Source organism: Paenibacillus albiflavus, assembly GCF_004344915.1.
Lineage (GTDB): Bacteria > Bacillota > Bacilli > Paenibacillales > NBRC-103111 > Paenibacillus_AM > Paenibacillus_AM albiflavus.
Genome location: NZ_SKFG01000002.1, coordinates 25429 through 51067, shown reverse-complemented (window position 1 = coordinate 51067; position 25639 = coordinate 25429). Strand labels below are relative to the sequence as shown.

Annotated in this window: 33 protein-coding genes; 6 read left to right on the top strand and 27 right to left on the bottom strand. The window is 41.5% G+C overall.

Annotated elements, in window-relative coordinates; genetic code table 11:
* Positions 1–53 precede the first annotated feature (53 nt).
* The 4 genes from fapR to E0485_RS03340 all read right to left on the bottom strand — a co-directional run bounded on the left by fapR (position 54) and on the right by E0485_RS03340 (position 2912).
* On the bottom strand, positions 54–629 hold the full coding sequence (fapR, locus tag E0485_RS03355; protein WP_132416562.1) for a transcription factor FapR: 576 nt from the start codon (positions 627–629) through the stop codon (positions 54–56).
* Positions 630–831: 202 nt separating this feature from the next.
* Positions 832–1005, bottom strand: coding sequence for a 50S ribosomal protein L32 (gene rpmF, locus E0485_RS03350; RefSeq protein ID WP_132416561.1), 174 nt, complete (start codon positions 1003–1005; stop codon positions 832–834).
* A 173-nt stretch (positions 1006–1178) separates the two neighbouring features.
* Complete coding sequence (locus E0485_RS03345; RefSeq protein WP_132416560.1) at positions 1179–1691, bottom strand: YceD family protein; 513 nt, start codon at positions 1689–1691, stop codon at positions 1179–1181.
* 90 nt (positions 1692–1781) lie between these two features.
* Positions 1782–2912, bottom strand: coding sequence for a SepM family pheromone-processing serine protease (locus E0485_RS03340; protein WP_235857389.1), 1131 nt, complete (start codon positions 2910–2912; stop codon positions 1782–1784).
* A gap of 219 nt (positions 2913–3131) precedes the next feature.
* Here E0485_RS03340 and E0485_RS03335 point away from each other — a divergent pair, with 219 nt between their 5' ends.
* Positions 3132–4379, top strand: a complete 1248-nt coding sequence (locus tag E0485_RS03335) for a sporulation protein (protein WP_132416559.1) — start codon at positions 3132–3134, stop codon at positions 4377–4379.
* 42 nt (positions 4380–4421) lie between these two features.
* Here E0485_RS03335 and coaD read toward each other — a convergent pair whose 3' ends face one another.
* On the bottom strand, positions 4422–4925 hold the full coding sequence (gene coaD, locus E0485_RS03330; RefSeq protein WP_132416558.1) for a pantetheine-phosphate adenylyltransferase: 504 nt from the start codon (positions 4923–4925) through the stop codon (positions 4422–4424).
* Positions 4926–4930: 5 nt separating this feature from the next.
* Positions 4931–5497: a 16S rRNA (guanine(966)-N(2))-methyltransferase RsmD gene (gene rsmD, locus E0485_RS03325; RefSeq protein WP_132416557.1), complete on the bottom strand. Its 567-nt coding sequence runs from the start codon at positions 5495–5497 to the stop codon at positions 4931–4933.
* A gap of 436 nt (positions 5498–5933) precedes the next feature.
* Here rsmD and E0485_RS03320 point away from each other — a divergent pair, with 436 nt between their 5' ends.
* Positions 5934–6206 carry a hypothetical protein gene (locus tag E0485_RS03320; RefSeq protein WP_132416556.1) on the top strand — a complete coding sequence of 91 codons (273 nt, stop codon included), beginning with the start codon at positions 5934–5936 and terminating at the stop codon, positions 6204–6206.
* A 117-nt stretch (positions 6207–6323) separates the two neighbouring features.
* Positions 6324–6500, top strand: coding sequence for an ORF6N domain-containing protein (locus E0485_RS25840; protein ID WP_407944826.1), 177 nt, complete (start codon positions 6324–6326; stop codon positions 6498–6500).
* An 819-nt stretch (positions 6501–7319) separates the two neighbouring features.
* Here the strand turns inward: E0485_RS25840 and E0485_RS03315 are convergent.
* The 3 genes from E0485_RS03315 to E0485_RS03305 form a co-directional block, all read right to left on the bottom strand.
* Positions 7320–7526 carry an Acb2/Tad1 domain-containing protein gene (locus E0485_RS03315; protein WP_132416555.1) on the bottom strand — a complete coding sequence of 69 codons (207 nt, stop codon included), beginning with the start codon at positions 7524–7526 and terminating at the stop codon, positions 7320–7322.
* A 386-nt stretch (positions 7527–7912) separates the two neighbouring features.
* Complete coding sequence (locus tag E0485_RS03310; RefSeq protein ID WP_132416867.1) at positions 7913–7987, bottom strand: sporulation protein YjcZ; 75 nt, start codon at positions 7985–7987, stop codon at positions 7913–7915.
* 191 nt (positions 7988–8178) lie between these two features.
* Positions 8179–8379, bottom strand: coding sequence for a hypothetical protein (locus tag E0485_RS03305; protein ID WP_132416554.1), 201 nt, complete (start codon positions 8377–8379; stop codon positions 8179–8181).
* 323 nt (positions 8380–8702) lie between these two features.
* Here E0485_RS03305 and E0485_RS03300 point away from each other — a divergent pair, with 323 nt between their 5' ends.
* Complete coding sequence (locus E0485_RS03300) at positions 8703–9029, top strand: hypothetical protein (protein ID WP_132416553.1); 327 nt, start codon at positions 8703–8705, stop codon at positions 9027–9029.
* A 146-nt stretch (positions 9030–9175) separates the two neighbouring features.
* On the opposite strand, the gene E0485_RS03295 is transcribed toward E0485_RS03300, so the two are convergent.
* Complete coding sequence (locus E0485_RS03295; protein ID WP_132416552.1) at positions 9176–10369, bottom strand: coenzyme F420-0:L-glutamate ligase; 1194 nt, start codon at positions 10367–10369, stop codon at positions 9176–9178.
* 326 nt (positions 10370–10695) lie between these two features.
* Here E0485_RS03295 and E0485_RS03290 point away from each other — a divergent pair, with 326 nt between their 5' ends.
* Positions 10696–11946, top strand: coding sequence for an S-layer homology domain-containing protein (locus E0485_RS03290; protein ID WP_132416551.1), 1251 nt, complete (start codon positions 10696–10698; stop codon positions 11944–11946).
* 64 nt (positions 11947–12010) lie between these two features.
* Here E0485_RS03290 and E0485_RS03285 read toward each other — a convergent pair whose 3' ends face one another.
* From E0485_RS03285 to E0485_RS03205, 17 genes are all read right to left on the bottom strand, one after another.
* A complete protein-coding gene (locus E0485_RS03285; RefSeq protein WP_132416550.1) occupies positions 12011–12484 on the bottom strand; it encodes a DinB family protein in 474 nt (157 codons plus the stop codon).
* 90 nt (positions 12485–12574) lie between these two features.
* Complete coding sequence (gene solA / locus E0485_RS03280) at positions 12575–13708, bottom strand: N-methyl-L-tryptophan oxidase (protein ID WP_132416549.1); 1134 nt, start codon at positions 13706–13708, stop codon at positions 12575–12577.
* Between the two features lie 29 nt (positions 13709–13737).
* Positions 13738–14811, bottom strand: a complete 1074-nt coding sequence (locus E0485_RS03275) for an undecaprenyldiphospho-muramoylpentapeptide beta-N-acetylglucosaminyltransferase (protein ID WP_132416548.1) — start codon at positions 14809–14811, stop codon at positions 13738–13740.
* 23 nt (positions 14812–14834) lie between these two features.
* Entirely contained in the window at positions 14835–15185 is a 351-nt protein-coding gene (locus tag E0485_RS03270) for an MmcQ/YjbR family DNA-binding protein (protein ID WP_132416547.1), read from the bottom strand.
* Entirely contained in the window at positions 15186–15533 is a 348-nt protein-coding gene (locus E0485_RS03265) for a DUF952 domain-containing protein (protein WP_132416546.1), read from the bottom strand.
* A gap of 14 nt (positions 15534–15547) precedes the next feature.
* Positions 15548–16099 carry a GNAT family N-acetyltransferase gene (locus tag E0485_RS03260; protein ID WP_328591246.1) on the bottom strand — a complete coding sequence of 184 codons (552 nt, stop codon included), beginning with the start codon at positions 16097–16099 and terminating at the stop codon, positions 15548–15550.
* 36 nt (positions 16100–16135) lie between these two features.
* A complete protein-coding gene (locus tag E0485_RS03255; RefSeq protein ID WP_132416544.1) occupies positions 16136–16759 on the bottom strand; it encodes an alpha/beta hydrolase in 624 nt (207 codons plus the stop codon).
* Between the two features lie 20 nt (positions 16760–16779).
* Positions 16780–17304, bottom strand: coding sequence for a YfiT family bacillithiol transferase (locus E0485_RS03250; RefSeq protein ID WP_132416543.1), 525 nt, complete (start codon positions 17302–17304; stop codon positions 16780–16782).
* Between the two features lie 125 nt (positions 17305–17429).
* The gene (locus E0485_RS03240) at positions 17430–18254 is read right to left on the bottom strand and encodes a nucleotidyltransferase domain-containing protein (RefSeq protein WP_235857388.1); all 825 of its coding nucleotides are present in this window, start codon (positions 18252–18254) and stop codon (positions 17430–17432) included.
* A 7-nt stretch (positions 18255–18261) separates the two neighbouring features.
* The gene (gene coaW, locus E0485_RS03235) at positions 18262–19080 is read right to left on the bottom strand and encodes a type II pantothenate kinase (RefSeq protein ID WP_407944823.1); all 819 of its coding nucleotides are present in this window, start codon (positions 19078–19080) and stop codon (positions 18262–18264) included.
* A 26-nt stretch (positions 19081–19106) separates the two neighbouring features.
* Positions 19107–19730, bottom strand: coding sequence for an NUDIX hydrolase (locus tag E0485_RS03230; protein WP_132416542.1), 624 nt, complete (start codon positions 19728–19730; stop codon positions 19107–19109).
* Positions 19731–19741: 11 nt separating this feature from the next.
* Positions 19742–20173: an NUDIX hydrolase gene (locus tag E0485_RS03225; protein WP_132416541.1), complete on the bottom strand. Its 432-nt coding sequence runs from the start codon at positions 20171–20173 to the stop codon at positions 19742–19744.
* A gap of 18 nt (positions 20174–20191) precedes the next feature.
* The gene (locus E0485_RS03220) at positions 20192–21166 is read right to left on the bottom strand and encodes a S66 family peptidase (protein ID WP_132416540.1); all 975 of its coding nucleotides are present in this window, start codon (positions 21164–21166) and stop codon (positions 20192–20194) included.
* A gap of 16 nt (positions 21167–21182) precedes the next feature.
* Entirely contained in the window at positions 21183–21962 is a 780-nt protein-coding gene (locus E0485_RS03215) for an ABC transporter ATP-binding protein (RefSeq protein ID WP_132416539.1), read from the bottom strand.
* A 66-nt stretch (positions 21963–22028) separates the two neighbouring features.
* Positions 22029–23471, bottom strand: a complete 1443-nt coding sequence (locus E0485_RS03210) for an amidase family protein (protein ID WP_132416538.1) — start codon at positions 23469–23471, stop codon at positions 22029–22031.
* Between the two features lie 6 nt (positions 23472–23477).
* On the bottom strand, positions 23478–23621 hold the full coding sequence (locus E0485_RS24995) for a hypothetical protein (RefSeq protein ID WP_165921065.1): 144 nt from the start codon (positions 23619–23621) through the stop codon (positions 23478–23480).
* A gap of 177 nt (positions 23622–23798) precedes the next feature.
* Entirely contained in the window at positions 23799–24152 is a 354-nt protein-coding gene (locus E0485_RS03205; protein WP_235857385.1) for a winged helix-turn-helix transcriptional regulator, read from the bottom strand.
* Positions 24153–24296: 144 nt separating this feature from the next.
* Between E0485_RS03205 and E0485_RS03200 the strand changes: the two genes are divergently transcribed.
* On the top strand, positions 24297–25577 hold the full coding sequence (locus E0485_RS03200; protein WP_132416536.1) for an MFS transporter: 1281 nt from the start codon (positions 24297–24299) through the stop codon (positions 25575–25577).
* Positions 25578–25639: the final 62 nt, after the last annotated feature.

Sequence of the window (25639 nt, the reverse complement as noted above, 5' to 3'; positions counted from 1 at the left end):
ATTCAGTTATACCGCTTAGCAGTTCTCTGCTTCAGATATTGGTTAACCTGATTTTATGTATTCTGCATCGACTTCTTAGAATGGAAAATAATAAATTTCCCTTCAAAAACAACCTCTTCGCCGATATATGTAAACACTTCAATCTTTGCTTGACCTCTTGAGATGGAGCGCACATAAGCTTTAGCTACGCATCTTTCTCCAAGCTTAACGGGTCTTACAAAGCGAATATTAGCTGAAGCCGTAAGGGCAATCGCATCATCAATAACAGCTACTGCCAGCGAATTGGCTTGAGAGAAAATATGATGTCCCCTTGCAATTTTCGTTCTGGAGAACACATGCTCATCTTTCAATTCAAAAATCGAAATTCCGCTCGTATCCAGCTGTAAATCAATAACTTCTCCAATTACTTCGTCTATAGGTAATGTACGGACCTGATCATATGATTGTTCCGCCATCTGTTTAATACGCTCCCGAAGCTCAGGTATGCCAAGCTCCATCCGATCCAGCCGAATAGTTTGAATGCTTACATTAAACTTCTGCATAAGCTCATCATCCGTCATGAATGGATTATTCGAAATTGCAAGTTGCAGCTCTTGTTGACGTTCACGTTTGGGCAGGCGCTTATTCATTGTAACACCTTCCTCCTACAACATTCACAGTTCACTATGAACTTCTATTACCAGGTACTATGTTGTATAGTATATTGAATTTTCCCTGAAAAAGAAAGCTTCTTATCCTAATTACAGAATTTATGACACGAATGTTATAAATTCTATAATACAGAAAAAAAATAGCACTTCACCAGATTGATGAAGTACTATTCTTCCATTATTAGGCCTTGATGATTTCTCTGCCTTTGTATGAACCGCAAGTTTTACATACGCGATGAGAAATTTTCAATTCTCCGCATTGTTCACATTTAACCATGCCAGGTACTGCTAGTTTAAAGTGAGTACGACGCATATCGCGACGAGTTTTGGATGTTCTTCTTTGTGGTACTGCCATGTTCCCACCTCCTTACCATAATTCACACTACTCATTTGGTATCACTTAGAATTTATGACATGAAAGTTACAAATTCTAGAATACTAAGAAATTATAGTTTCACAATACTATTTTCTAGTATTCACTTTAATTCTTAATGCCCATATCGTCAATATCGATATTACTGAGGAAGATTATTTCTTAAAAAAATCCGCTAATCCTGCAAGCCTTGGATCAATTGATTCTGTATTGCAATTGCAATCCTCCTCATTGCGGTTCACGCCACAAACAGGACAAATACCTTTGCAATCTGGATCACAAAGCGGAGCAAGCGGGATTTCTACTACCACGATCTCCTCTAAGTAAGGCCTTAGATCGATTTTATCCGTGGTAATAAGATGATACATTTCATCTTCGTCCTCACGAATCGCTTCAGGCTGTGCAGTAAACAATTCCCGAAATGGAATTGTAAGTGTCTCTGCAATCGGCTTCAGACATCTGGAACAGCTATGCGATAACTGTACCTTAAGTTCTCCAGTAACCTCGGTTACTCCCGCTGCGTAACGAGCATGCAGGTCGACAGCTACAGGGCTGAATGCATGGACATCATGTTCATAAGTACGGCGAACATCCGCTGAAAGCTCGAACGAATCCACCATATGGATTGGTTGGCCTCCTGCGATTAATTCCTTGAGATTGATTTCCATGATTAATCACTCCAAACAAACAAAAATAATTATATCGATAGTTTGATCCTTTTGTCAACATGCTAGCCTATTAAAAAGCAATTAAACTCACTATTTGGCAGGAAGTGAGGCTAAATATTGAAGTGCTTCATCCATCGAATGCACAGGAACAATTTTCATTTTGGTTCCGATTTGTTTGGCTCTAGCTGCAGCATCGGAATAATTCGTGTACTTATAGCCTTGTTCAGTCGTATAATCGGCGGGAGCGAAGAAGATTTCGGCATGCTCGCGATCTGCGGCAATGATCTTATGCTGAATTCCACCGATTGCTCCTACAGCACCTTCAGGGTTGATGGTGCCTGTTCCAGCAATTCGGTAGCCTTTTGTAATATCTTCTGGCACAAGCTGATTATAAATTTCAAGTGAGAACATAAGTCCAGCAGACGGCCCCCCAATATCACCTACATTCACTTCAATCTCTTTGCTCTCGTCCTCAGGTCGAATCGACTGTAGATCAGCAGGATTCATGATACCAAGTCCAACTTGACCTGTTTCTTTGCCATTCGTGTCTTTAAGCGCAGATAACTTAAGCTCCGATGTAAGCGTCTCATTGCCTCTTTTATACGTAATGTTGACGGAATCCCCAGGCTTCTTCGTGCTCAGGTGTTGTCTCAGCTCATCTGTACTTGAAATGCTTGTATCATCAAGCTTCGTAATGATATCCCCTGTTTGAAGCACCGATGCAGCTAAAGTTCCTTCGACAAATCGAAGTACCATTACGCCATCACCCGAAATATGATAAGGGATTTGTGCGTGCTTATAAGCCGCCTGAATCGCATCACTCTGGGATGAACGCATGACATATACTTGCCGCTGCGTATATTCACTCTGAGATTCGCCAGGCTGATAAGCGGATTCTTTAAGGCCAAGCTCCTGATACGGATGAACTAAAGCAACTAAGTAAGTTGCGAGTCGTGCTGTTTCTGCACGTACCGTCGTCAGCATGAACGTACCCTTTTCTTCTGTTGTTTGGCTCTTATCATGCAGCACGACCATCGGCTTAATTTCTTCCGCTGAGCCTGGTTTATAAATATAGTAAGGAAGCGGAATTAAAAATAATATACAGGCCAAGATCAATCCGATCAATACTGAGGTAACGACTCGTTTTTTGCGCTGATCACGAAGTCGTACCGAGGACATGCGATCTTGATCCTCCGTGCCGTTGAAACCTTGTTTCACCATAGTTGCTCCCTTCTACATGGCATCAGACTTGAAAACTCCTATTAGTTATATAACATAATCCATGATCATAATACCACCAAATTCCTGTTCAATGGAAATGTTAGTCTACAAAAAGAAAAAGTTTTACTGCTTTAAAAACGGATAAATTTTTTATGACTAAACCAGCGGTTTGACGCGTACACATAAACATACGATCTTGTCCACAAGAGGTGGTCTGAATTGACGCAATTTACCGATAATATAGGACGCTCGTCCTACAAAAGCCATGCAACGCTTATTCTTGCTATTACGGCAATCGTGGTTGTGATCACCATTGTCTTATTCCCAGACCAGTCGTTCCGATCCTCACTTCAAGGTTTGACCGTATGGTGGAAATTTGTATTTCCTGCACTGCTTCCATTTTTTATTATCACTGAAATTGCCATGGGTCTAGGTATCGTTCATGCGATTGGAGCGATCCTTGATCCTTTGCTGCGTTTAGGCTTCAAGCTTCCCGGTATTAGTGGCTGGGCACTTGCAGCAGGAAGCATTGGCGGCTTCCCAACGGGTGCCAAAATTACCGCTGAACTACGTCTAAAAGGATTAGTTACGCAGCATCAAGGGGAATGTCTGCTTGCCATTTCACAGCTTGCTTCTCCCGCCTTCATCATTACGGTTATCGCTACTGCGTTCTTAGGCGAACCAAGCTTAGGCATCTATCTTGCGATCCTGCATTATGCATCAGGTCTAGCTATCGGATTCATATGGACACAGCCGAAGCCAAAATATAGTGAACTCATTCGAAGTACAGAATCATCCCTGTCGCCCTTATCGATCATGAAACGAGCACAAATGCAGGATGGACGCAGCTTCGGCAAATTGCTCGGCGATGCCGTAAGCTCATCCGTCACGGGACTGATGGTCATCGGTGGCTATATTATCATGTTCTCTGTTCTGATGAATGTCATTACCATGACAGGAATCACGGATAGCCTAAGCGCGATTGCGGAATCAATCGCGGGTTCAGGTGCGGGTGACGCTATGCGTCCTCTGCTGATCGGCTTGCTTGAGCCGCACATCGGCGCATACGCGTGGAGCCAAGCACAGGGCCTGCCAGCTATGTGGCAGGCTGCAGGCATCGCCGCCCTGCTCGGCTGGGGCGGCCTGTCCACGCACGCGCAAGTACGTGCGTTGACAGAGCGAACGGACCTACGTTATGGTCCGTTCGCGCTTGCCCGCCTGCTGCACAGCATGCTGGCGGCAGTTCTGACGGTCGCGCTGTGGCGACCGTATACATCGCTGGGCTATGGCAGCAGCCAGCCCAGCTTCCTTGACGCGGCGGCGACAAGCGCCGCGCAGCAAAACGCCACAGCCTACGGGCTGTGGCCGCTCATGCAGCCCATGCTAGGATGGCTCGCCATCCTGCTCGCTACCTTCGGCTGCATGGCACTTGTGATCCGCGTGTTCCACGCCGCGCGGAATCGTTAAAGAGCAGGAGCCAATTTGATAGCTCCTGCTCTTGACAACTGCTCACTCCTTCGGAAATTTCGCAGCCAGCGCTTGTTCAACCTCTACTGGAACCAGGTCCGTAACAGGTCCATGGAATTTCGCTATATCTCTTACAATCGAGGAGCTAAGATAGGAATACATTGGAGTAGACGTCATGAAGAAAGTTTCTACCTCATCTCGTAGCTTACGATTCGTCGAAGCCATTTGCATCTCGTATTCAAAGTCGGATACGGCTCGCAGACCGCGAATGACTAGGTTCACTTGTCTTTTTTTCATATAATTCACGAGCAAGTCTCGGAACCAATCCACTTCCACATTCGGAATATCCTTTGTAGCAAGTCTTAATAATTCCATTCGTTCTTCTAATGTAAATAATGGATTCTTGCTCGTGTTATTAAGCACGACGACAATTACCTTATCAAATACCTTCGCTGCACGACGAATAATATCGATGTGACCATTAGTCACAGGATCAAAACTTCCAGGATATACTGCTGTTCTTATGTTGTGTTCGACTTGTGTCATACAGTTCACTCCTCAATATTCCCCTTGTAGGTATAGATTGTCACTGCTGTATCGCCGTATGCGACACGTCTTTCACATATGCAGTTACCAAACACGTCATCCAACTGGTATTCGGCATCATGCTCAACGAGAATCGCTGCCATCGGTGCTAATAACGCATAAGCTTGCAGTTTATCCACCAATTCCCCAATGAATTTCATCCGATAAGGCGGATCCAGAAAAACAAGCTGAAACTGAATATCACGTTTGCTGAGCACCTTCAGTGCACGAGCAGCATCATTGCGGTAGACCTCCGCCTGCTCACGCAATCCTGTGGTTTCCAGATTATGTATGACCGTATCTAAGCTCTTCTTTTCTATATCGATAAAAATACATTTATCCATCCCTCGACTCAGTGCTTCAATCCCAAGTCCACCAGTACCCGCAAATAAATCTAGCGCTGTACCTCCATCATAATAAGGACCGATCATAGAAAATATTGCTTCTTTTACTTTATCCGTCGTTGGTCTTGTACTCATGCCTGGGACCGCTTTAAGCGATCTGCCTTTGGCTTTGCCTGATATTACTCTCATTATAGCTCATGTCACCTATTTCATCGAAATCTCCAGTACATCGTACCACACTAAGCATTTTTTTTGCAAAATGGTGTATATTTCCCTCTGTTCAGGTTAATCCTTAGATTATCGACATCAATAATGTCGTAGACAACCGCGGAGAAGACTTACGTTTCCCCATAAGCTCTTCGTCCGGTTTCTCCTCTCCCATGAAGGGCGTCGCGCGAGCGGCGTCCGATTTTATTTGTCTATAAACCTTGATAGCGGTTTTTAGGTGTCTCGATCTTGTACGATTAATTTGTATTTTCTCTCGTTGCCCACCAATTGCCAACCAAATTATCGATAACCAGCGTAAAAACAAAACGAACCGGAAGTATCCTTTTCCGGTCTGCAGCTGGCATTTAAACATATTGCAGAAAGAAATCGAATCAAAGAAGAACGAGAAATTAGGTTATTGAAAGCAGCTGAACAAACTGCTAGAAATACTGCTGTTCTTCCAGATATGATGTTAATTCTAAAAGAAGCTAATGACAAACAGGACGAAATGTTTGAAATTATGGTTGAAATATTAGCGATTAGCAAAGCTAAGAATAAAGATGAAGCAGAAAGTAGATTTGCTAAAGTAATGAGGAAGATTACAGACCTAAAAGACAATGCCGAATCAATCGAGAAGTTAGTAAATTATGCAACTATGGCTTGGAAAGCTATCGATACATATTTTAATTAATCCAATACATGATATTTTTGGCCACTCGATTGAGTGGCTTTTTTCATTCATAGTGTAGGTCAAAATGTATCCTAGTGGTGGTCATTTCATCCCTTTAATTAACTTGTGATGTAATCTATTAACAAGTACGTCGAGGCGGGGAAACACTATTTCAAGCTTGAAGGTGAGAGCGAACGAGATTTCATCAACCATCATGAATTTCATGACGGTTACAAAAACACCTCTGTACTTTATCTCTGGACTGAGAAAGGTGCTTGGATGCATGCCAAATCACTTAATACCGATCAGGCATAGCAAGCTTACGAGATGCTAGTAAATGATTACTTTCGAATGAAAGAAGAGATGGATTTATCCTTTGATAACCTTAGCCCAATTGCTAATTCAAATGGAACAAAGACAGAATCAACTTGAAATGAAAGTAAACGCCATTACCACTGTATTACCAGCAGTTCCAGATCACACTAAGGTAGTGGAAAGAGTGAACAAATATGCTCGATGGACTCGTATAGTGCACAACGTATAACAAAATTTTTGGTATTTTGCAAGCCATGTTCATTAACGATGTTTGTTTCACCATTTAAGCCGCCTAAGTTGAACTTAGCCACCTCATCACTATAATGTATACCTACTAACTAATATGACGAAAATGCTGAAGTATTGGTATTCAAAGGATTTTAGATTCGAGGTAATGTCAGTGAAGAAGAAAAAGTCATATACTTTAAATTTCAGAAAAGTTGGGGATGGCTGCAGGGATGTTATCCTACTTCCTCTTTGATTATTCAAATTTGCTCAACGAAATTTATAGACTTAATTCGAAGTAAAAAATAAAAACAACTATATTTGCCATCCTAGCAAACGGAAGCGGAAGTAATTTTTTTCAAAAAAATCTAGAGCTATTTCGGGCTCGCAAGCACCCGCACTAAAACTTTTGCTCAGAAGGACCCGTTGAGCTGCGTAGATGCCCCAAATTAGTGTTTAAACTATCTTTGACGACCAATCTATCATTTTAACAGAACAAACATTCTATAAGTCTGTGAGAAGCTTGTATGAATGTAGAGTGGACTGACTTCAACAATGGCTCCGAATGACCTTACTTATCGGGAAGCTTCACCTCTATTCATTTCTAGCGATAGAAGCGTTAGCCCAAAACACTGCTTGTTCTAAGTTAGTCATAGCTAATGACTTCTCTCTGCTATCTGGACATTGACTATCCAGTAAGTATGCCAATTGCTTAGTAGCATTCCTAATTTGCTCATATCTATCTGCTTGATCGTTCTTTGGTGGATGATAACTGAAGTTATTTTCGATTGCTTGTTTCATGTTCATCAATCCTTTCTAAAATAAAATAAGCCACTCAGTTTAAGAGTGACTTTGAATCTATTTTTATATCATCATGTAGAACAGAATGTTCAACATAGATAGTATATATATATTTCTTTTTTCTTTCTTGGGGGGTCAAATGACCACCAGTAGTGGGGGCTAAATGACCACCCCTAGCAAAATAATTCATTACGTCTAGAGGGGGTTATTTGACCACCAGAGCCACCGCTAGGAAATATAAAAGCCACTCGGTTAAGAGTGACTTATAAGGATGATTAGATGTTTCTTTGCACGCTAAAACTTTCATTCGATGATCCATTAGGGAGAATGCCGTTGAAGGTTATAAATGTAGTCGTATTACATCTTACCTTCTCATTAATTCACTCTTAGTACAAAAATGATCTAGTAATAATAACTAAAAGGATAAAAAGAACCAAAATTGCGCCTGTAGATGTAAACATACCATGATGTCTTTCATGTCTTTCTTCACGTCTTTCTTCACGTCTTTCTTCACGAAATCCACTCATATGAAATCCCTCCTATTCTCCAATTTAAGTTATAATATGTCCAAGATAGTGTTTTGATTGGATGAAAGTACAGGGTTATTCAGTCGTTTAGGTTTATGCAAAAAGAAAAAGCACCACTTGGGTGCTTAATACTCTTCAAAATCAACATATAGAACTTTATCTAAATATACTATTCCAAGATCGATATGTGCATACTCTTGACTACCGCTCCGTCGTATATACTCTTCCATTACGGATAGTTTGGTAGTGTTATGGAACTGCACTTGTTTTTTCATTCCATTAATAAAAACAAAGGTCATAACAATAGTGCGTTTTTCCTCTGACATTTGACCACCCTCTCTATGCCATACTTCGACATCTGGAAGTGTTTTCCCTCACGTACATACCTTCTAGCTTAGAACAAAATTGAAATTTTCCTAGCCACTCTCCCTAGAAACAGCCTTGACACTTCTCAGGCTGCTTGTCTATCTACTACCATGGCGCCGCTCTTCTCGATTCCCTTGCTCTTCATTGCCGGTCATAAAGCGGACATAGAACGAACGCAAAAAAGATATTATATGATCACAAAACTCTATAAAGATTATCGCAACTCTTCGAATAATTCTACGTATATTATTACAACATATCCCAATACTAAGGAGCATTTTTGATGAAAAGTTTTGTTTTTATAGTTATCATATTATTAGTTGGAACAGTTTTAATTACCTCTATTGTAATTCTCGGGGACTCTAAATACCCTCGTATAACTTTGGAGCAATATAATAAACTTGAGTCAAATATGACGTTAACTGAAACTGAAAAAATTCTAGGTAAAATTGGTTATTTAACATATGAAACCACAATTAATAATCATTTACGCCAAGAGTATGTGTTCTATTATAAAATAGATTCATTAAAATCCATATATTATCCTTTAAAAATGCGATTAATATTTATAGATGATAATCTTTATCAAAAATCTTTGATACAAAAATAGTAAGCAATAACAAAATTCCCTGCCATCATTTATTCGATAGTAAGGAGTTATATAAGTCATTTTTAGACAGCAAAAGGCTGCCCCTTAGTCCGTTTTAGTGACTTTACAGGGCAGCCTCTACTGTTCAATACGAAGCATGGTTTGATTTATTTTGTATAGTTATCAAAATAACCTTGAATGAAAACAATCGGAGTACCCTTGTCGCCGCTGCCTGAAGTTAAATCGGAAAGAGAACCGATTAGGTCAGTAAGTTTACGAGGTGTAGTACCTTGGGCTTCCATTGCGCCTACAAGATCGGATTCCTTGTTGTTAATATATTGAGCAATCGCCTGTTGAAGCTCCTCGCCTCTTAAATCCGCGAAGTTATTATCCGCAAGATATTTTAGCTTCACTTCATTTGGAGTCCCTACAAGACCTGATGTAAATGCTGGCGATACAACTGGATCTGCTAGCTCCCATATTTTGCCGACAGGATCTTTGAATGCTCCGTCTCCGTAGATCATAACCTCAACATTTTTACCCGTCTTATCCTTAAGCATCTGTTGAATATTATCCACGATTGGCTGGCAATTGCGTGGAAAGAGCTTTACGCTGGTTTCTGTTGATTTATTTGATCCTAGTAGACCATATGCTTCATTAAAACCACTGCCATCAACGGACTCTGATAAAATATTGTCCAGACTGTAGATTTTATTTCCACCGTTTGCTTTTAAAATTTTCTTCGTTCTGAATCTGGTATGAATATCACATGTAAGCACATTTGGTGTGTATTCTAGAATTGTCTTCGGATTATTAGAGAAAATAACCTCGCATTCAACACCGTATTCTTCAATTAACGATTTATAGTAATCGATATAATCAACACCTGTGAAAGTATGCTTCTTATATCCAAAGCAATCCCGGAATTGCTGCTCCGATAGCACATCTGTCCAAGGGTTAACTCCCTTGTCATCAAGCTCATCTACATTCACTAAGTGATTCCCAACTTCATCAGATGGATAGCTGAGCATTAAAACAATTTTCTTCTTGGCACCCTTGGCAATCCCACGCAGACAGATCGCAAAACGATTCCGACTTAAAATTGGAAAAATAACGCCAATTGTATCCTCTCCGAATTTGGAACGAACATCTTGCGCAATATGATCGATCGTCGCATAGTTCCCTTGAGCACGAGCAACGATTGACTCTGTTACGGTCACAATATCTTTGTCTTGAATTTGAATCCCTTCTATAGCTGAAGCTTTTAGCACACTATCGACAACGATCTCTTCAATATGGTCCCCTTGATTGATGATTGGACAACGAAGACCTCTAACAACTGTTCCAACTACTCTTTCCAATACAATCTCTCCCTAGAACGATTAATGTTCGTATATTTTATTTGAATTACTTCAATAAACAATACCCCCTATATTCTACACAACAGCTTGTCCCCCCTGCAAGCGTACATTTCGTCTCATATCACCACCAAACATACAGATACGACATTTTTACCTTTATAAATAGATCCTAACGGATTTTTTGTAAACTCATGGCAGGATATCAGGCAAACATCCTATCTCTTATGACTTATGAACCATTTTATGTAAATGAAGAAACTTATTGGATTATTTTACGTCAAAGGAATCGTAAGTATTTTTGATTCAATTACCACAAGGAGGTTCATATGAAGAAGAAATTTAGTATGATTTTGCTTGCTTTACTTTTATTTGTAAGTATGATGCCTGCCGCTATGGCCCGCACACTCACATTCTGGGATGTGAATGAGAATCATTGGGCTTATGATGCGATTAATGACATGGCACAAAGAGGTATTATATCGGGGTATAGTGATGGCTCTTTTAGACCGAATGATCCTGTGACACGTGCTGAATTTGCCAAAATTATGATTGCAGCAGCGGGGGTAAAGCTAACGAATCCAGATAATCTGAAGCAAACGTTCGAGGATGTTAATCGCAACCACTGGGCATTCCCTTATGTTGAGCTTGCGAAGCCTTATCTAACCGGTTACCAAAACGGAAATATTTACACGTATAAGCCGAATGACAATGCAGTACGAGAAGATATCGCAGTTGCCCTTGTTCGCTTGCTTAAATACGATACAACCAAAACTGCCGATCTCAGCTTGTTAAACAATTTTAAGGATCGGGATGATATTTCTCCAAACCTGCGTCCATTCATCGCCACTGCAGTCAAAAACAATTTAATAAGTGGGTATAACGATCAAACCTTCCGCCCACAAGCTACGCTCACCCGTGCAGAGGCTGCCTCCTTAATCTATCGCACGAAGTTCGATGATGAAGTCAAAATCGTCTTCCCACCAGATACAACGACGCCACCTGAACCTAAGACATATACGATAACTGATAATTTTAAGGATAGTAAGCTTACGAACTGGGATTTGAATAATGCGACTGGTACTTGGAAGCGTGATGACGGCTCGATGACAGCAAGCTCGAACGACAAAGATCTTAACCACTATCTATTGCCTTTGAAATGGGATAAATTTCTGAACGCCAAGCTATATGATTTCGAGATTAACGTCAAGCCAGATGGCACCAATGGGTATGGCGGATTGTACTTCAATGGGGATAATAACGGAGCAGATGTCGTTTTTGTCACACAAGATTCAGTTGAATTGCGCCATATGACCAAAGCCACCAAATCATCCACAAGCTTAATCAAAAGTATTGATTTCAAAAGCATTGACTACAAGCTTAAAGCAGACAACAAAATAAGGGTTGTCATTATAGGGAAAGCATTGTATTTGTATATCAACAATAAAGAAATTTATAAAAATACTAACTACAACATTACAGGATCCAATTTAGGGCTCTATATCAATCGCGCGGCGTCTGATAATATCAAAAAACAAGCCACTTGGTTAGAGGATTTCTCTTTTAAATATACCAAATAACAAAGGCAAACAAATAAGACCGTCAGGCTCATCACGAGCTGTGGACGGTCTTTTTCCATTCATTCTATTCACTCTGTTGCAAGAATGAATTAATCTGTCGAAGATGATGGTGATCATGCCCCACAAAATCTTCTACATACTCCGTTATCAAGAATAAAGTACCTTGTAAAGTTGGATACGAGGTATTAAAGGCTTCTGCGGGAACTTGCTGCAAAGCTTCCAGAATCTCATTACGATGTGTGATCACTTGATCAATTAATTGATCTTGGGTCTGGGTAGCTGCATATGTAATAGCATTCTGATTAAATATTTCAAAATCCAAATGCGGTATATCGATTGACTCGCCTGTGACTATACGATGAATGGCTTGATTATAAAAATACTCATCCCATAATGCGATATGGCTAATGATATCTCGTATTGCCCATTTCCCTTCAGCAATTGGACTGTCCCACTTCTGCTCATCAAGCTGGCGGAGACTTTCAACTGAGGAGATTAGCTCGCTCATTGATCCAATCAATTCCTGCTTATTTACCATATCAATCCCACCTACCAAAAATTTGATTAATCTGATAATAGTATAGCAAGAACATATGTTCTAGTCAATTTTTTTTTAATAAGCCATTTCCTATTGGAATCGCGCTAATGAGAACTTCGCTATGTCATGGTCAGTCCGTCCAGAAGACGCTAGCTGATTTATAATTTCGCCTACAACACTGGCAAATTTAAACCCATGTCCTGAGAATCCACCAGCAAGAATTAATGAGGGAAACACGGGATGCTGCTGAATAATAAAATCTTCATCAGGTGTAACTTCATATTTGCATACACTTCCTCGCTTCAAGAAGGCTGCTGCAGAAGGCATGTACCGAAGCATGAAATTGTGAATTACCGCCTCATCTTCCTCATAAGAACCAAATGGTACTAAAGGCTCATCCGGATCAATCGTAACGCCTGTGTCATGCCTACCTACCTTAATCCCCTGACCATCGATGCTTGGGAATCCATAATACTCACTTCCATCCGACTCATGCACAACAAAGCCAGGAAATCGATCTGAAGCAAATAACTGCTCTGCTGCGTCGAACCAAGCAACCGTTTTGCGAATCGCTCTTACAGGAAGCTGTAAAGATGAACAGTGTTTATAGATGGAAGCTCCCGTGGTTAAGATGCATTTATGCGCATAGAAGGTCTCATGAGCTGTTGTAACCTTCACTCCCGCTTCTGATGGATCGATGCCAATAACTCTGCAATTCATGAGAAACTCTGCGCCATATGCAGCAGCTTGCTGCCGATAGGCGTGGACACAAGCTTCACTGTACAGTACACCGGCGTCAGTCTCTAAGCAACCCCATGCAGATTCTGGTACCTTTAGCCCCTTCCACCTGTATTGCATTTCCTCGCTACTTAGCTTCTCAACGGGCAGCGAGAACGCTTCAGCACTCGCTAACTTACGCTGGATAGCATCAGTTCCTGCATTCCCGATGCTCAGTACACCCGTCTTATTAAAAAGCTTGATGCCTGTACTTGCCTCCAGATCATGCCACAATTCATGTGCACGTAGTGCCAAAGGTACATAGGTTAATCCTTCGCTATAAGCATGTCGGATAAGCCTTGTGTCTCCATGATGACTTCCATTCGTATGCGGGGGATCATACGCATCAATCAACAGTGTGCGCATACCTTGAGCCGCAAGCTGTGCCCCCGCACTCATCCCCATCGCTCCTGAACCTACAACGATTACATCATAACTTGTACGCACTCAGATCCCCCAACAAAAAATCGTGTTATTTATTTTCTTTTTGCGTGATTCTTAATGATCGAAATCAGTTTATTCAAATTGTTGTCGGCATTATATTTCTTCATTTCCTGGATGTAAGTAAACCGATTATCATAAAGCTTATCAATGGTTTTGACAAATAAATCACCGCTTAATTGATTATCGGCAAGCACTTCACAATATCCTGCCTTAGCGAACGACTCCGCATTCAGAATTTGATCCCCTCGGCTTGATTCTTTAGGCAAAGGTATTAAGAGCATTGGTTTATGAAGTGATACAAATTCGAATATGGAATTCGAGCCAGCGCGAGAAATCATAATATCGGTTATCGCCAGCAGATCTGCTAGCTCTTCATTGACATATTCATACTGTTTATAGCATGCTGCATCATGAGAAGGGTCTAAATTTCCTTTTCCACAAATGTGAATGATTTGATATCGCTGCAATAACGTATGTAAATGGGTCCTAACCGCTTGATTAATGCTGCTGGCTCCGAGACTCCCGCCCATCACCATAATAATCGGCTTCACTCTTTGCATTTGGCTAAAGCGCATTCCTTGTTCCCTATCGCCATGCATGATCTCCTCGCGAACAATCGCGCCTACATACACGGCCTTGGGGCTAGCAAGCTGCTCCACCGTCTCTGGAAAAGTCACGCATAGCTTCTCCGCTAGCGGAAATGAAATCCGATTGGCAAGTCCTGGCGTTAAGTCAGATTCGTGCATAATCACAGGGATTTTATTTAACCAGCCCGCAACGACAACAGGAACTGCGACAAATCCACCTTTGGAAAAAATAACATCAGGCTTAATCTTTCTAATCAATCGATACGCTTGGTAACAACCTTTGATCACTTTGAATGGATCCTTCAAATGGTTCCAATCTAAATATCTTCTCAACTTGCCTGTGGAAATCGCATGATAGTGAACCTTATCAAGACGAGATATGAGCTGCCGCTCGATTCCTTCATAGGAACCGATATAGTGAATATCCCAACCATCTTTTGAAAAATGCGGAATTAACGCAAGGTTGACTGTCACATGCCCTGCGGATCCGCCGCCAGTCATTACAATTGTCCGTTTCAATTAACTCAATACCTGCCTTTGTACTAAGCTAGCATAAGACTTTCGCGCTCGGCTTTGGTCATTTTTTTCACAACGAGTTCATAGGAATGATCAATTAGACCTTGAATGTCAGCTTTTGCTAAATTACCGTCCAGAGCGACTGTATTCCAATGCTGTTTGTTTAAATGATAACCTGGCGTAATTTCCGGATACTGTTCACGCAGTAAATCTGCGCGTAAGGGATCACATTTTAGGCTAACAGTCGGAGTACCATCGCTTGGGAACAAAGCATACATCTTCGTCCCCACTTTCATCACAATGACTTCAGGTCCAAAAGGTGTAGTTAAACTCGTCCCTCGCTTCGTCAAACAATAATCGATCCATTGCTGCGTCATTTAGTTCCCATCCCATTCAGAGAAATTATCCATAAACCTGCCATCTGCATCAATCTGCAACTGATAGATGTTCGATACAGCATCCAAATTCAAAGCACCATAGATATGAGGATATAACTGATTAAGATTATATAAGTCTTCATATACAACTTTAGATTGTACAAGCTCCTCCATAATACCCAATAGCAGCAAATTGTGCTTGCCTAGGTACAAAGAATTCGCAACAGGAATCACTTGCTCTCGTGTAGAGCAATGTATGAAGCCCTCTTGTTCGATGCTGCTCGGTGAATAACTGCTGCTAGTTCTCACTACTTTCCAAGTATCTCGTTCAATAATATGATAGATCATGATTCGTTCTCCATTTATTTAAGTAATTCTTCATTAATTACCGCGTACATTTTAACATCCTCATACTTCCCTTTGGCAAAAAGATGCTTATGTAGAATACCCTCATAGGTCATCCCACATTTCTCCATGACCCGAGAAGATCCGATATTATCAGGATGGCATCTCGCTTCAATTCGGACGAGCTGGCGATCAAATCCAAACTGGATCAACGCCTGAACAGCTTCAGTCATATAGCCCCTTCCCCAATATGGACTCGCTATCGCATAACCGACTTCTGCTCGAGCATGATTCATATTCCAATTTACAAAGCCGCACGTTCCAATCAACTTACCTGTCTGTTTATCCTCGATCCCAAGCGGTGCAACTTCCCCATTCAGGTACAGGTTCTCGACTAACTGGATAAAACTGAGCGTTTCCTCCAAGTTCGTATGCGTCTGCCAAGTTACATACTGCGTCATTCGTGAATCAGAGCAATAATCGAACATGTCGTGCAGATCGCCTTGATTTATTTTACGAATAATCATCCGTCCTGTTTCTAATTCTTGCGCAATAAATGGTTCTGGCATCTGGCTCATCTCCTGGTTTGTCGATATTAGTTACTTTTATTCACTAGACAAGAATTCCTGATAAGCTTGTATGAGCACGCCTAATGCTTCGTAAGAATCTTGTATTTGTTCCAATTCAAAGACGTGATCCGCATTCGAAATCGCAACGGTTTTAATATGTTTCATATTTTTGACGATCTCAGCACTTTCAGCACTAAACACCCAGTCTTTGGTTCCGTATATGACCATTCCGCTATTTTTTTGAATATAAGGAATTGAACTATCAAGTGGTGTCAGGAATAGATGTTCAATTGCACGATTGTCCATTAATTCCGCCACTTTGCCAGCTACGATCGTGCCGATGCTCTTGCTTACAAATATTAATCTATCATACGAATGAGCAACTTGATTGATTGCTTCAAGGCATTCCTTAACGATATTCGCTTCATTTATCTCATCGAAGGTAATTTCAGTTCTTGCACTCTGATACCCATATTCTAGCCTAAGCACATCGTGCTTGTTCGCAACAGCTACCTTGTTGGCATAGTACAGCACGGGCAGATCGCATGGGTAGTACTTACCTGGAAACATGACAACGAGTGAGGATGATTGATTGATGACATATTTATGAGTAACTTCTCTGCCGAATACGGAGGGCAGTTTGATCACTTTCATATCCATGGTGTACACCTTCCTTCTATTTAAATCCCTAATCGTTCCCTTAGTGAAGTAATATGAGCAACATGATGTTGACCATGCCATGCATACATGCCAAGCGCAATTCCTAGACTGTATGTTTGGTCATAAACTGGGTGATAGAAAGTACGGTCAAAACCCTCACTGCTCATAGATTGCAAGAGAAACACCCATCTAGTATGAATAGCTTCGAATAATGAAATGGATACACTTACAGGCGCTTTGGAATCAGAAAGCTCTGCCCAGCTTTTCTCCATATAAGGCTTAATCGTTGGATGGTCTTCAGTCAATGCCAACTTAAATCGGATATAACAATTCATATGACTATCTGCTAGATGATGCACGACCTGTCTAATTGTCCACCCACCATCGTGATAAGGCAGTTCCAACTGTTCATCATTTAATCCCTCTACTGCTCTACTTAGCCTCTGCGGAAGCTGGTCAAGCACTTGTATCCATGACTCAAGCTCAGCCTGTGTTACTGCACCTTCATGTTGAAACTTTCCGATCGGATACTGTAAATTACTCACTTCTTATTCCTCCTTAATCCAATTCATATACAACTGTATTGCTCTATTCATAAAACGTCATATGCGCCATATCGTTTCTATAATATTCCATTCTAGCACGTAAATTCCCAGTGTGAAACTCAAATTTATGCTCGATTATCTTCAAGCTTACGACACTCATTCAGAATATAGTTCATATAGCCCAAAGCGTCTGATCTTCTTCTCCACACAGATCGATACAAAGACTTCTTTATACCTCTGCGATGATTAATGCTTTCTTGAAGCACAAGATGCCATCTCTCGGGAACGATGCCGATAGCATATTCTCCTGCTTGCGCTTTAGACGCAATCTGGTGCATACGGAGGGTATAGTACAAGCGAGTAATGCCGAGTACTCCCCACTCGACAGCATCTATAGAGAATAACAGCGCAAGCGATTTAGATGAGACAAGTTTGCTGGACTGTGTGATCCATCCTAGCCAATACGTATTCAAATTCTGATGCATGAGTGCTATTAATTGATTCCAATCAAGTTCATAATGCAGCTCGTTTGCAGCTGGACCAAGGACGTTGATCCCGCAGGTCTTAAGTTCATGCCAGGTGACGGGGTTGCATTCAAATAGACCAGATGCATTCATTTGTCCCTCATGATAATAAGGGTATGGCTCCATTTCGCTTAATTTGCCTAAGTCATCCCATGTCACATAGATTCCTTCTAAAGCTGGTGCAGGATATGTCTTACGGATCTTGTCATGAATTTCACGCAGCATAGCAACATCTTCGTTCGTTAAGCGATCAGATGATACAGCGATAAAATCAATGTCACTTAATACTAGAGAATAATCACCCAAAGCGATCGAACCATAAATATAAAAGCCCTCAATTAAGTCGGGCTTATACAGATTGATTAACGTGAAATATTCCATTATAATTTGCCGAATTCTAGGATCAAGCTTATCTAGTTGCATCATGTGTCTCCTATAAACTTAGAAGTGCGCCTATTGCACCACTGTATTCACCATTATCCAGAATGATTGGTTGTCCTTCGCGTAGAACGGTATATTCGGCCACAACCTTCTTGAGCGACTGATTTCCACTAAATGAAGATCCGATGTAAACAATCCTGGAGATTCCGCGTTGTGCAGCTGCTAAAACACTCGCTGTAGCAACTGTTTCACCTACTAATCCAATGACAGATGATAAGTAGTCTGAGATAGGCACGTTCGCAGGCACACTATTTAAATTGCCAAAATTACTCGCAGTAAGCTCTCCTGGTATCGGTGGCTCAGAGCCTTCATAAATATGCTTCACTTTCAGATCAAGCTCGTCTCTTTGACCGCCAACCTCCGACAGGATAAACTCCTGGTAGTTCTCAATTCCTGTTAATAATCGAGACAGACCGATCATCGTACCTCCGCCTACTCCAGTACCCCCGATACGGACATGCTCTTCTCCATTGACATAATGAATGGAAGTCCCTGTCCCAACATTTACCAGTACGAATGGCCCTTCCTCCTGCTTAGAATGGCTCATTAAATATTGGACTCCCTTGCAAGTCGCCTCGAATTCAACGATCCGCTTCATCTCGAATGGCAATAATTTAGCTAATTGCTCTGCCTTGCCACCCGTCACACAAATCTCTGGTGTATCAAGCGTTTCCTTCACCCAATTCACGGCTTGTAGAAGCTCCTTACTAGGCAGCTTCAAGAGTTCAAGCTTATCGTTCAGTATGTAAGCGATTTTGACCAAAGTGCCTCCAGCATCTATTCCAATTCGAATCGTGTTTGCCAAACCCATTCCCCCTGAGACTTATTTCTGACTCTCTATCGTGTATCTATTATTTGATCAATCTCTTTCATAAGAAATAGTATATACTCTTCTGGATGCGGTACAAAGTCATCATGTTTCAACAGAATCTGTTTAATCGTCATCTGATCGGTTTCATACTCGTATCCCGTGATTACATGCAGCTGCCCTTGTACGAATGAACGAAACGCATTCACTTCAATTCGGATAATAGAAGCTACCTCATCGTCTTGCAGCTGCAATTCTGAGATCTGACCCTGATAGGGATACACATATACGTGGCTAAATTCTCTATCCTTGATTTGATCCGTCATAATCACATTCGGAACCATCCCGATTGAAATTAACTTATCGATCGAAACATCAATGCCTAGCTCTTCCTTCAATTCCCGCACACCATCAGCTGGTCCTTCACCTGCATCCAGATGTCCGGCAGCCGTAATATCGAGTAAATTCGGATAATCCTTCTTGTCTGGATGCCTTCTTTGGAAAAGAATATAATCCTTGCCTTCCTCCTTAAACAACAACCAGCATTGGAATGTGTGATGCCACAATCCATCACGATGAATCTCATCGCGAGACTTTATCCCGATATGCACCATCTCAGGACTAAATACATCTAACCATTCTTTCTTCGCCAATTGTGACACTCCTATCTAGCTGGTAGCTTATTTTCATCTAAATAAACAATGGTTGGGCTCTCTACAAGTCCACTGATTCCATGTAAATAATAGGGTATACGCTGATCAGCAACTTGCAGATCAACCCACTCAACAGAAGCGATTTCATCAGGACGTGTAATTTGCCTGCTGCCACCAATAATTTTTGCTTTGAATGTGATAAATACGAGATGCTCATTATTTTCTTCTGACTTGTATTCATTAACAGAAACGACACCAAGTGGCTCAATATCATAACCCGTTTCTTCCTTCGCTTCTCTGATCGCTGCTTCTTCCAGCGTTTCATTCGGTTCTACTCCACCACCAGGTAAAGTCCATATGCCTGAATCACCATTATATACGATCAACACCTTGGAGGTATCTTCATCCTGAATCAGTACGTAGGCTACGTCAATTCTTCTCATTGTTTAGAACTCCTTCTACTATTCACTAATCGTTAGCTTTACTTGGCCATCAAAAGCTTTTATCGACGCCTGTCCACCTATTGGGATGGTAATTCGAGGTGTCGTATGTCCAAATTCAACGTCAGCAACTACAGGTATCCCTGCTAGTTCACGTTTGGAATGAATGATTTGCGTTAATAAGCTTCTCGTCATTTCGGAATCCCGCTGAAATCTGCCAATAACGAGTCCTTTTACTTGATCAAAACCGGGTTGATGTAAGATGGATTGCAAATCCCGATCAAAGTCAACTGGAGATACGATGCTATCATCTTCTACAAATAGAATCGTACCTGCTAGACTAGGCATATAGGCTGTGCCATGCAATAAATTGAATGTACACTGGTTACCGCCAATAATCGTACCGCTAGCTTCCCCTTCATTAATCACATATGGCCCTTCATTAGGAACGAATATCCGATTTTCCTGATCTCTATACCACTGATCGTCACTCCAGTGAGAAGGCGGTGCAATATTCAGTTCGCCTTCCTGCATCATCAATTTCTCGAAATATTCGATCGTATATTCGTTACCGTGAAGCATACCTAATGTGGAGAAATGCGGGCCTGAATAACTAATTAATCCTGTTTTAGCCAAAATTGCATTATTCAGCGCCGTGATATCGGAATATCCGCATAACCGCTTAGGGTTGTTAGCTATCATGTCATAATCGATGTAATTAAGCAATTGATTGCAATTGAATCCGCCAATTGTCGTCAGTATTCCTTTGACATTCGGATCAAGAAAAGCATCGTGCAAATCCTCAATACGCGAAGCAATCGAAGAAGATGCAAAATCATCCGTTTCAAGTACATGCTTACCAAATGTAACTTTAAAGCCTAACGCTTCCAATCTCTCTTGTGCTAAAACTCTTTGGTAAGGTGCTGTAATAGACATACTTCTCGATGGAGAAATCACGCGTATTTCATCACCAGCTTGCAATTTAGGTGCTCTCATTTATTTCATCCTCCCTTTAACGTACAGATAACCATGCTCGTTCCTGATGCCAATCTACATGGACTGGCGTCTCAAAAAAATCAGATAACGGATTCGATTGCAAGAGTTCGGATGTCTTGCCTTGCATCATCACTTCTCCCCTGCGAATAAATAACGTATGACTAAAAACAGGCAGGATCTCCTCGATATGATGGGTCACATACAATATTGTTGGCGCATTCGGCTGCTTTGCCAATTGATTAATGCTTGTGAGCAAATTTTCTCTAGATAGAAAATCCAGGCCATTGCTCGCCTCATCCAATATCAATAGCTCAGGCATAGCCATCAATGCTCTCGCAATCAAGGTCTTCTGCTTCTCTCCTTGGGAGCAAGTATTGTAAGGACGACCGACCAAATGCTCACAACCTAATTGAATCATAAGCTCTATCGCCCGCTCCCGATCCTCCTCAGTCGGCTTATCGTATAATCCAATCGAAGCATATTTTCCACTTATTACAACATCCTGCGTCAAATCGCGAACATATAGCTTTTCCTGCAAGGAAGAGCTGACCCAGCCGATTTTCTTCCGAAGTTCACGTAAATCTACATTGCCATAGCGCTCTCCGAGCACACTCACAGTACCTTTGGTTGGCCAAATGTACCCATTCAGGATATTCAACAAAGTTGTTTTGCCAGAACCATTCAATCCAAGAATCGCCCAATGCTGACCCTGATCAACCCGCCAGTTCACTCCACTTAGAATTTCTTTGTTCTCTCTTTTCCAAGAAACATTATCGATCTCGATTACAGCATCCATCTGGTTCCCCTCCTATTTACTTTTGTATTTATAACAATCTTAAAAAGTTTATAAGGACTCCTTGGTTTACAACTCAGGTGGCACACGATGCAGTGTAGCTTGTTCCAGAGCATATGCGAGCTTAATTAATGTTGGCTCACTATAAGCTCTTCCTGTGAAGGTTACGCCCATCGGACCCTTCGAAGTATAACCAACGGGAACCGTCAACACTGGATAGCCCGCTCTTGCTGCAAGGTCTGTACCTTCATCGCTAGGCAAGAATAGAGCATCAAGCTCATAATGATCAAGTACATAATCCAGTCCTTCCGATTGCGTAAACTGAATATCCCTTTGCTTTGCTTGCAAATAAGCAGGGTCCGTCAACGAACCACTTGTTTCTTCAGACCATTCCAGCGTTGTCTGGCCATATCGTAATGCGGATTGCTCATTGTCCTTATTAAAGGCAATTAAATCCTGCAAAGAATGAATTTGAGCATCAGAAGGCAACTGTGACAAATAAGCATTCAGTCCAACCTTGAACTCATAACGCATGACCTCTCCACCCAATTCATCACTCTCATGCGGAATGGAGATCGGATCAATAATCGTAGCCCCTTTTTGCCGAAGTACATCTATCGCAGCTTCAATGAGGACTAAACCTTCTTCATCTATTAAATCATAATAAAATCTCGGAATGCCAATTCTAGCTTGTGAAATAAAGCTAGAATCGAGGAATTGCGTATAATCCCGGTGCAGTTTACCCTCACTTGCCAATGTCGCCTCATCATTCTCGTCTATACCCACTAATAAACCTAATAATAATGCTGTATCCGCAACCGTCCTTGTCATCGGACCAGCGGAATCTTGACTTGAGCTAATCGGAATAATGCCCGTACGACTAACTAAACCAACAGTTGGCTTTAAACCGACAAGCGAATTCTGGATGGCAGGATTAACGATTGAACCAGAAGTTTCCGTACCAATCGCTGCCGCAGCCAGATTCGCTGCAATCGATGCTCCCGAACCTGAACTTGATCCCCCGACATCTATCGTGCCTAGTCCGTATGGATTAAGAACCTGTCCACCTCTTGAGCTGTAGCCTGATGGCATGCCCATCGTCATGAAATTCGCCCATTCTGTCATATTCGTTTTGCCTAAGAGCACCGCACCCGCATTACGCAATTGGGATGCAACGAAGGAGTCCTTTGCTGCATATGAATTCGCTAATGCAATCGAGCCTGCACTAGTGTGCATTTGATCTGCCGTATCAATATTATCCTTCAGCAGAATAGGAATCCCATGTAGAGGACTTCGTACACCTGATACGCTGCGCTCCTTATCCAGTTTTCTAGCCATCTCCAATGCTTCTGGATTTATTTCTAGCACGGCATTAATGATAGGATTAATCCTATTAATTCGATCGATATAAGCTTGAACTAGCTGCTCCGAGGTTAGCTCTCCACGCTCCATCGCACGCTGCAAACTAGCTATATCCACTTCTATCATCCATTGTTCAATCGGAATAGTCATTATGCATCAAATCTCCTTATTCAATAATTGTTGAATAGCTTCAATTACAACTTCAGGACGATGGATCTGGATCGAATGCCAACTATCTTCGACCATCACTTGCTTAGTTTGAAGGGTTAGATGGACAAAATCCTGCTGATCCTTTTCCAATCTTCATCCTGCTTACCTGCAGATAATACAATTACGATGCTCATCTTATGCTGCTCCTGCTTCTATGGATATTTTCACCAATTATGTTCATTATACAATAAGAAAATATTACACCCTACTAAAAAATCCGTACAGTAGGTTGCCCTGTGCGGATTCATAGTAATATATTTTGCCGAATTAGCTCGGTTCTTCCTTCTGTTCTGTTATCAGCTCACGCTGTTTCAATATATGCTCCTTCCCCCATGCACTCATAAGCGTCAAGATTGGCGTGAGACTTCTTCCATAGTCTGTAAGCTCGTACTCCACTTTTAGTATCTTCTCACTATACTCGGATCTACTGATCAGTCCATCGCTTTCTAATTCGCGAAGCGCTTGCGCCAGCATTTTCCGAGAAATTTCCGGAATCAATTTGTTTAATTCCCCATAGCGGTGCTTCCGATTACTCAAATGCCACATGATGCGTGCCTTCCACTTGCCGCCAATCGCATCGACCGTCGCCTCAACCGGACAGTAATATTGTTTATTATTCAAAAACATCCCTGCTTTCCTACAGTTTAATAAATATGCAACAGAATACTTATGTACGTTACCAAAAAGTGCCTACTTGCAGGAGAATTAACTCTTCAACTACGATACAAGTAAATTCACACAATTGCATTCTTGGGGGAGTATTTTATGAATCAAACATCAAACTGGCTGCCATTCTTCAAACAAAGTCATCCATCGATCAAGCTTATTTTACTATGGAATTTGCTCTTCTGTTTAGGTCAAGGAATATATTTAGCACTTTATAATTTATACCTGAATGTAATCACTAGCGATTATGATTTAGGTGCGATCGTCACGACGACATATGTCTGCTACGCGATATTCTCTATAGTTGCTGGCACGATGGCTGATCGGATGGGTACGAAGAAAACCGTCTTAATCGGTTTAATTATTCTCGTCATTGGATTGCTTGGCAGTGTAGTGGTCCATACGACAATTGCTTTATTCGTTTGGTCGGTGTTCATGGGGATTGGGCAAGCGTTTACAGTTGTTATCTTTGTTCCTCTATTAACCGAATATTCCAAAAGCGAACAACGAACAAGGCTGTTCAGTCTGGCATTCGGAAGCGGTACGTTTGCTTTATTTATCGGGACAGCCAGCTCTGGCATCATTTCTGATCAGCTAAAAACACATTTTACGTTGCTCACAGAAGATAGTCTCCGAATCGCTCTGTTGCTGTCCATCTTATTCATTATGCTGAGCTGTATTCCGCTCTGGTTCGTCTCAGGGTTCAAACAAACAAAGGCAGCCAGTGAAAAAAGAAGCATCCCGAAGCAATCTTATGGTGTTATCACCCGATTCGGAATTATTAAATTTGTTGATGGAATTGCCATCGGGCTTGTGATTCCCTTTATGAGTCTGTTCTTGACCAATCGCTATCTATTGGAGCCATCCATGATAAGCTCAGTACTAGCAGCAGGAACATTCGGCACTATGATCATGATGTTTCTCAATCCTAGAATGACGACCAAGTTTGGTGATCTGAAATCACTCGTGATTTACCAAGCTATCGGCATTCCGTGCCTATTCATCCTAGGGATATTCACCAATCTTTGGTTTACCGCAGCTTGCTTCTTTCTCTTTCGTTCGATGTACTATTCAATGCTGCCGATTCAGTCAAAATTTATGATGGATAAGGTTCATATACAAATTCGAGGGCTGACGAACAGCATTGGCTTCATGATGAGTACGATTAGTACAGGGTTAGCTAGTTCATTACATATGTATCTTGTTGTTTCCCTTGGAGATCGTTATGGATATATGCTCATCTTTATGCTTTCGGCAATAGCAATGAGCATTTCGATAGCCTATTTCTACTATACCTTCAAACGCAAGGAAGTTTCATCACATCGATCCGATTCACTATCATCCGTTCGTATCAAGTCCAGTGAAAGCAGAAGCCTATAGAAATATACATAATCCGAATAGTTGATGGGTTTCCATCATCCATTCGGATTAGTTGTTGTGAA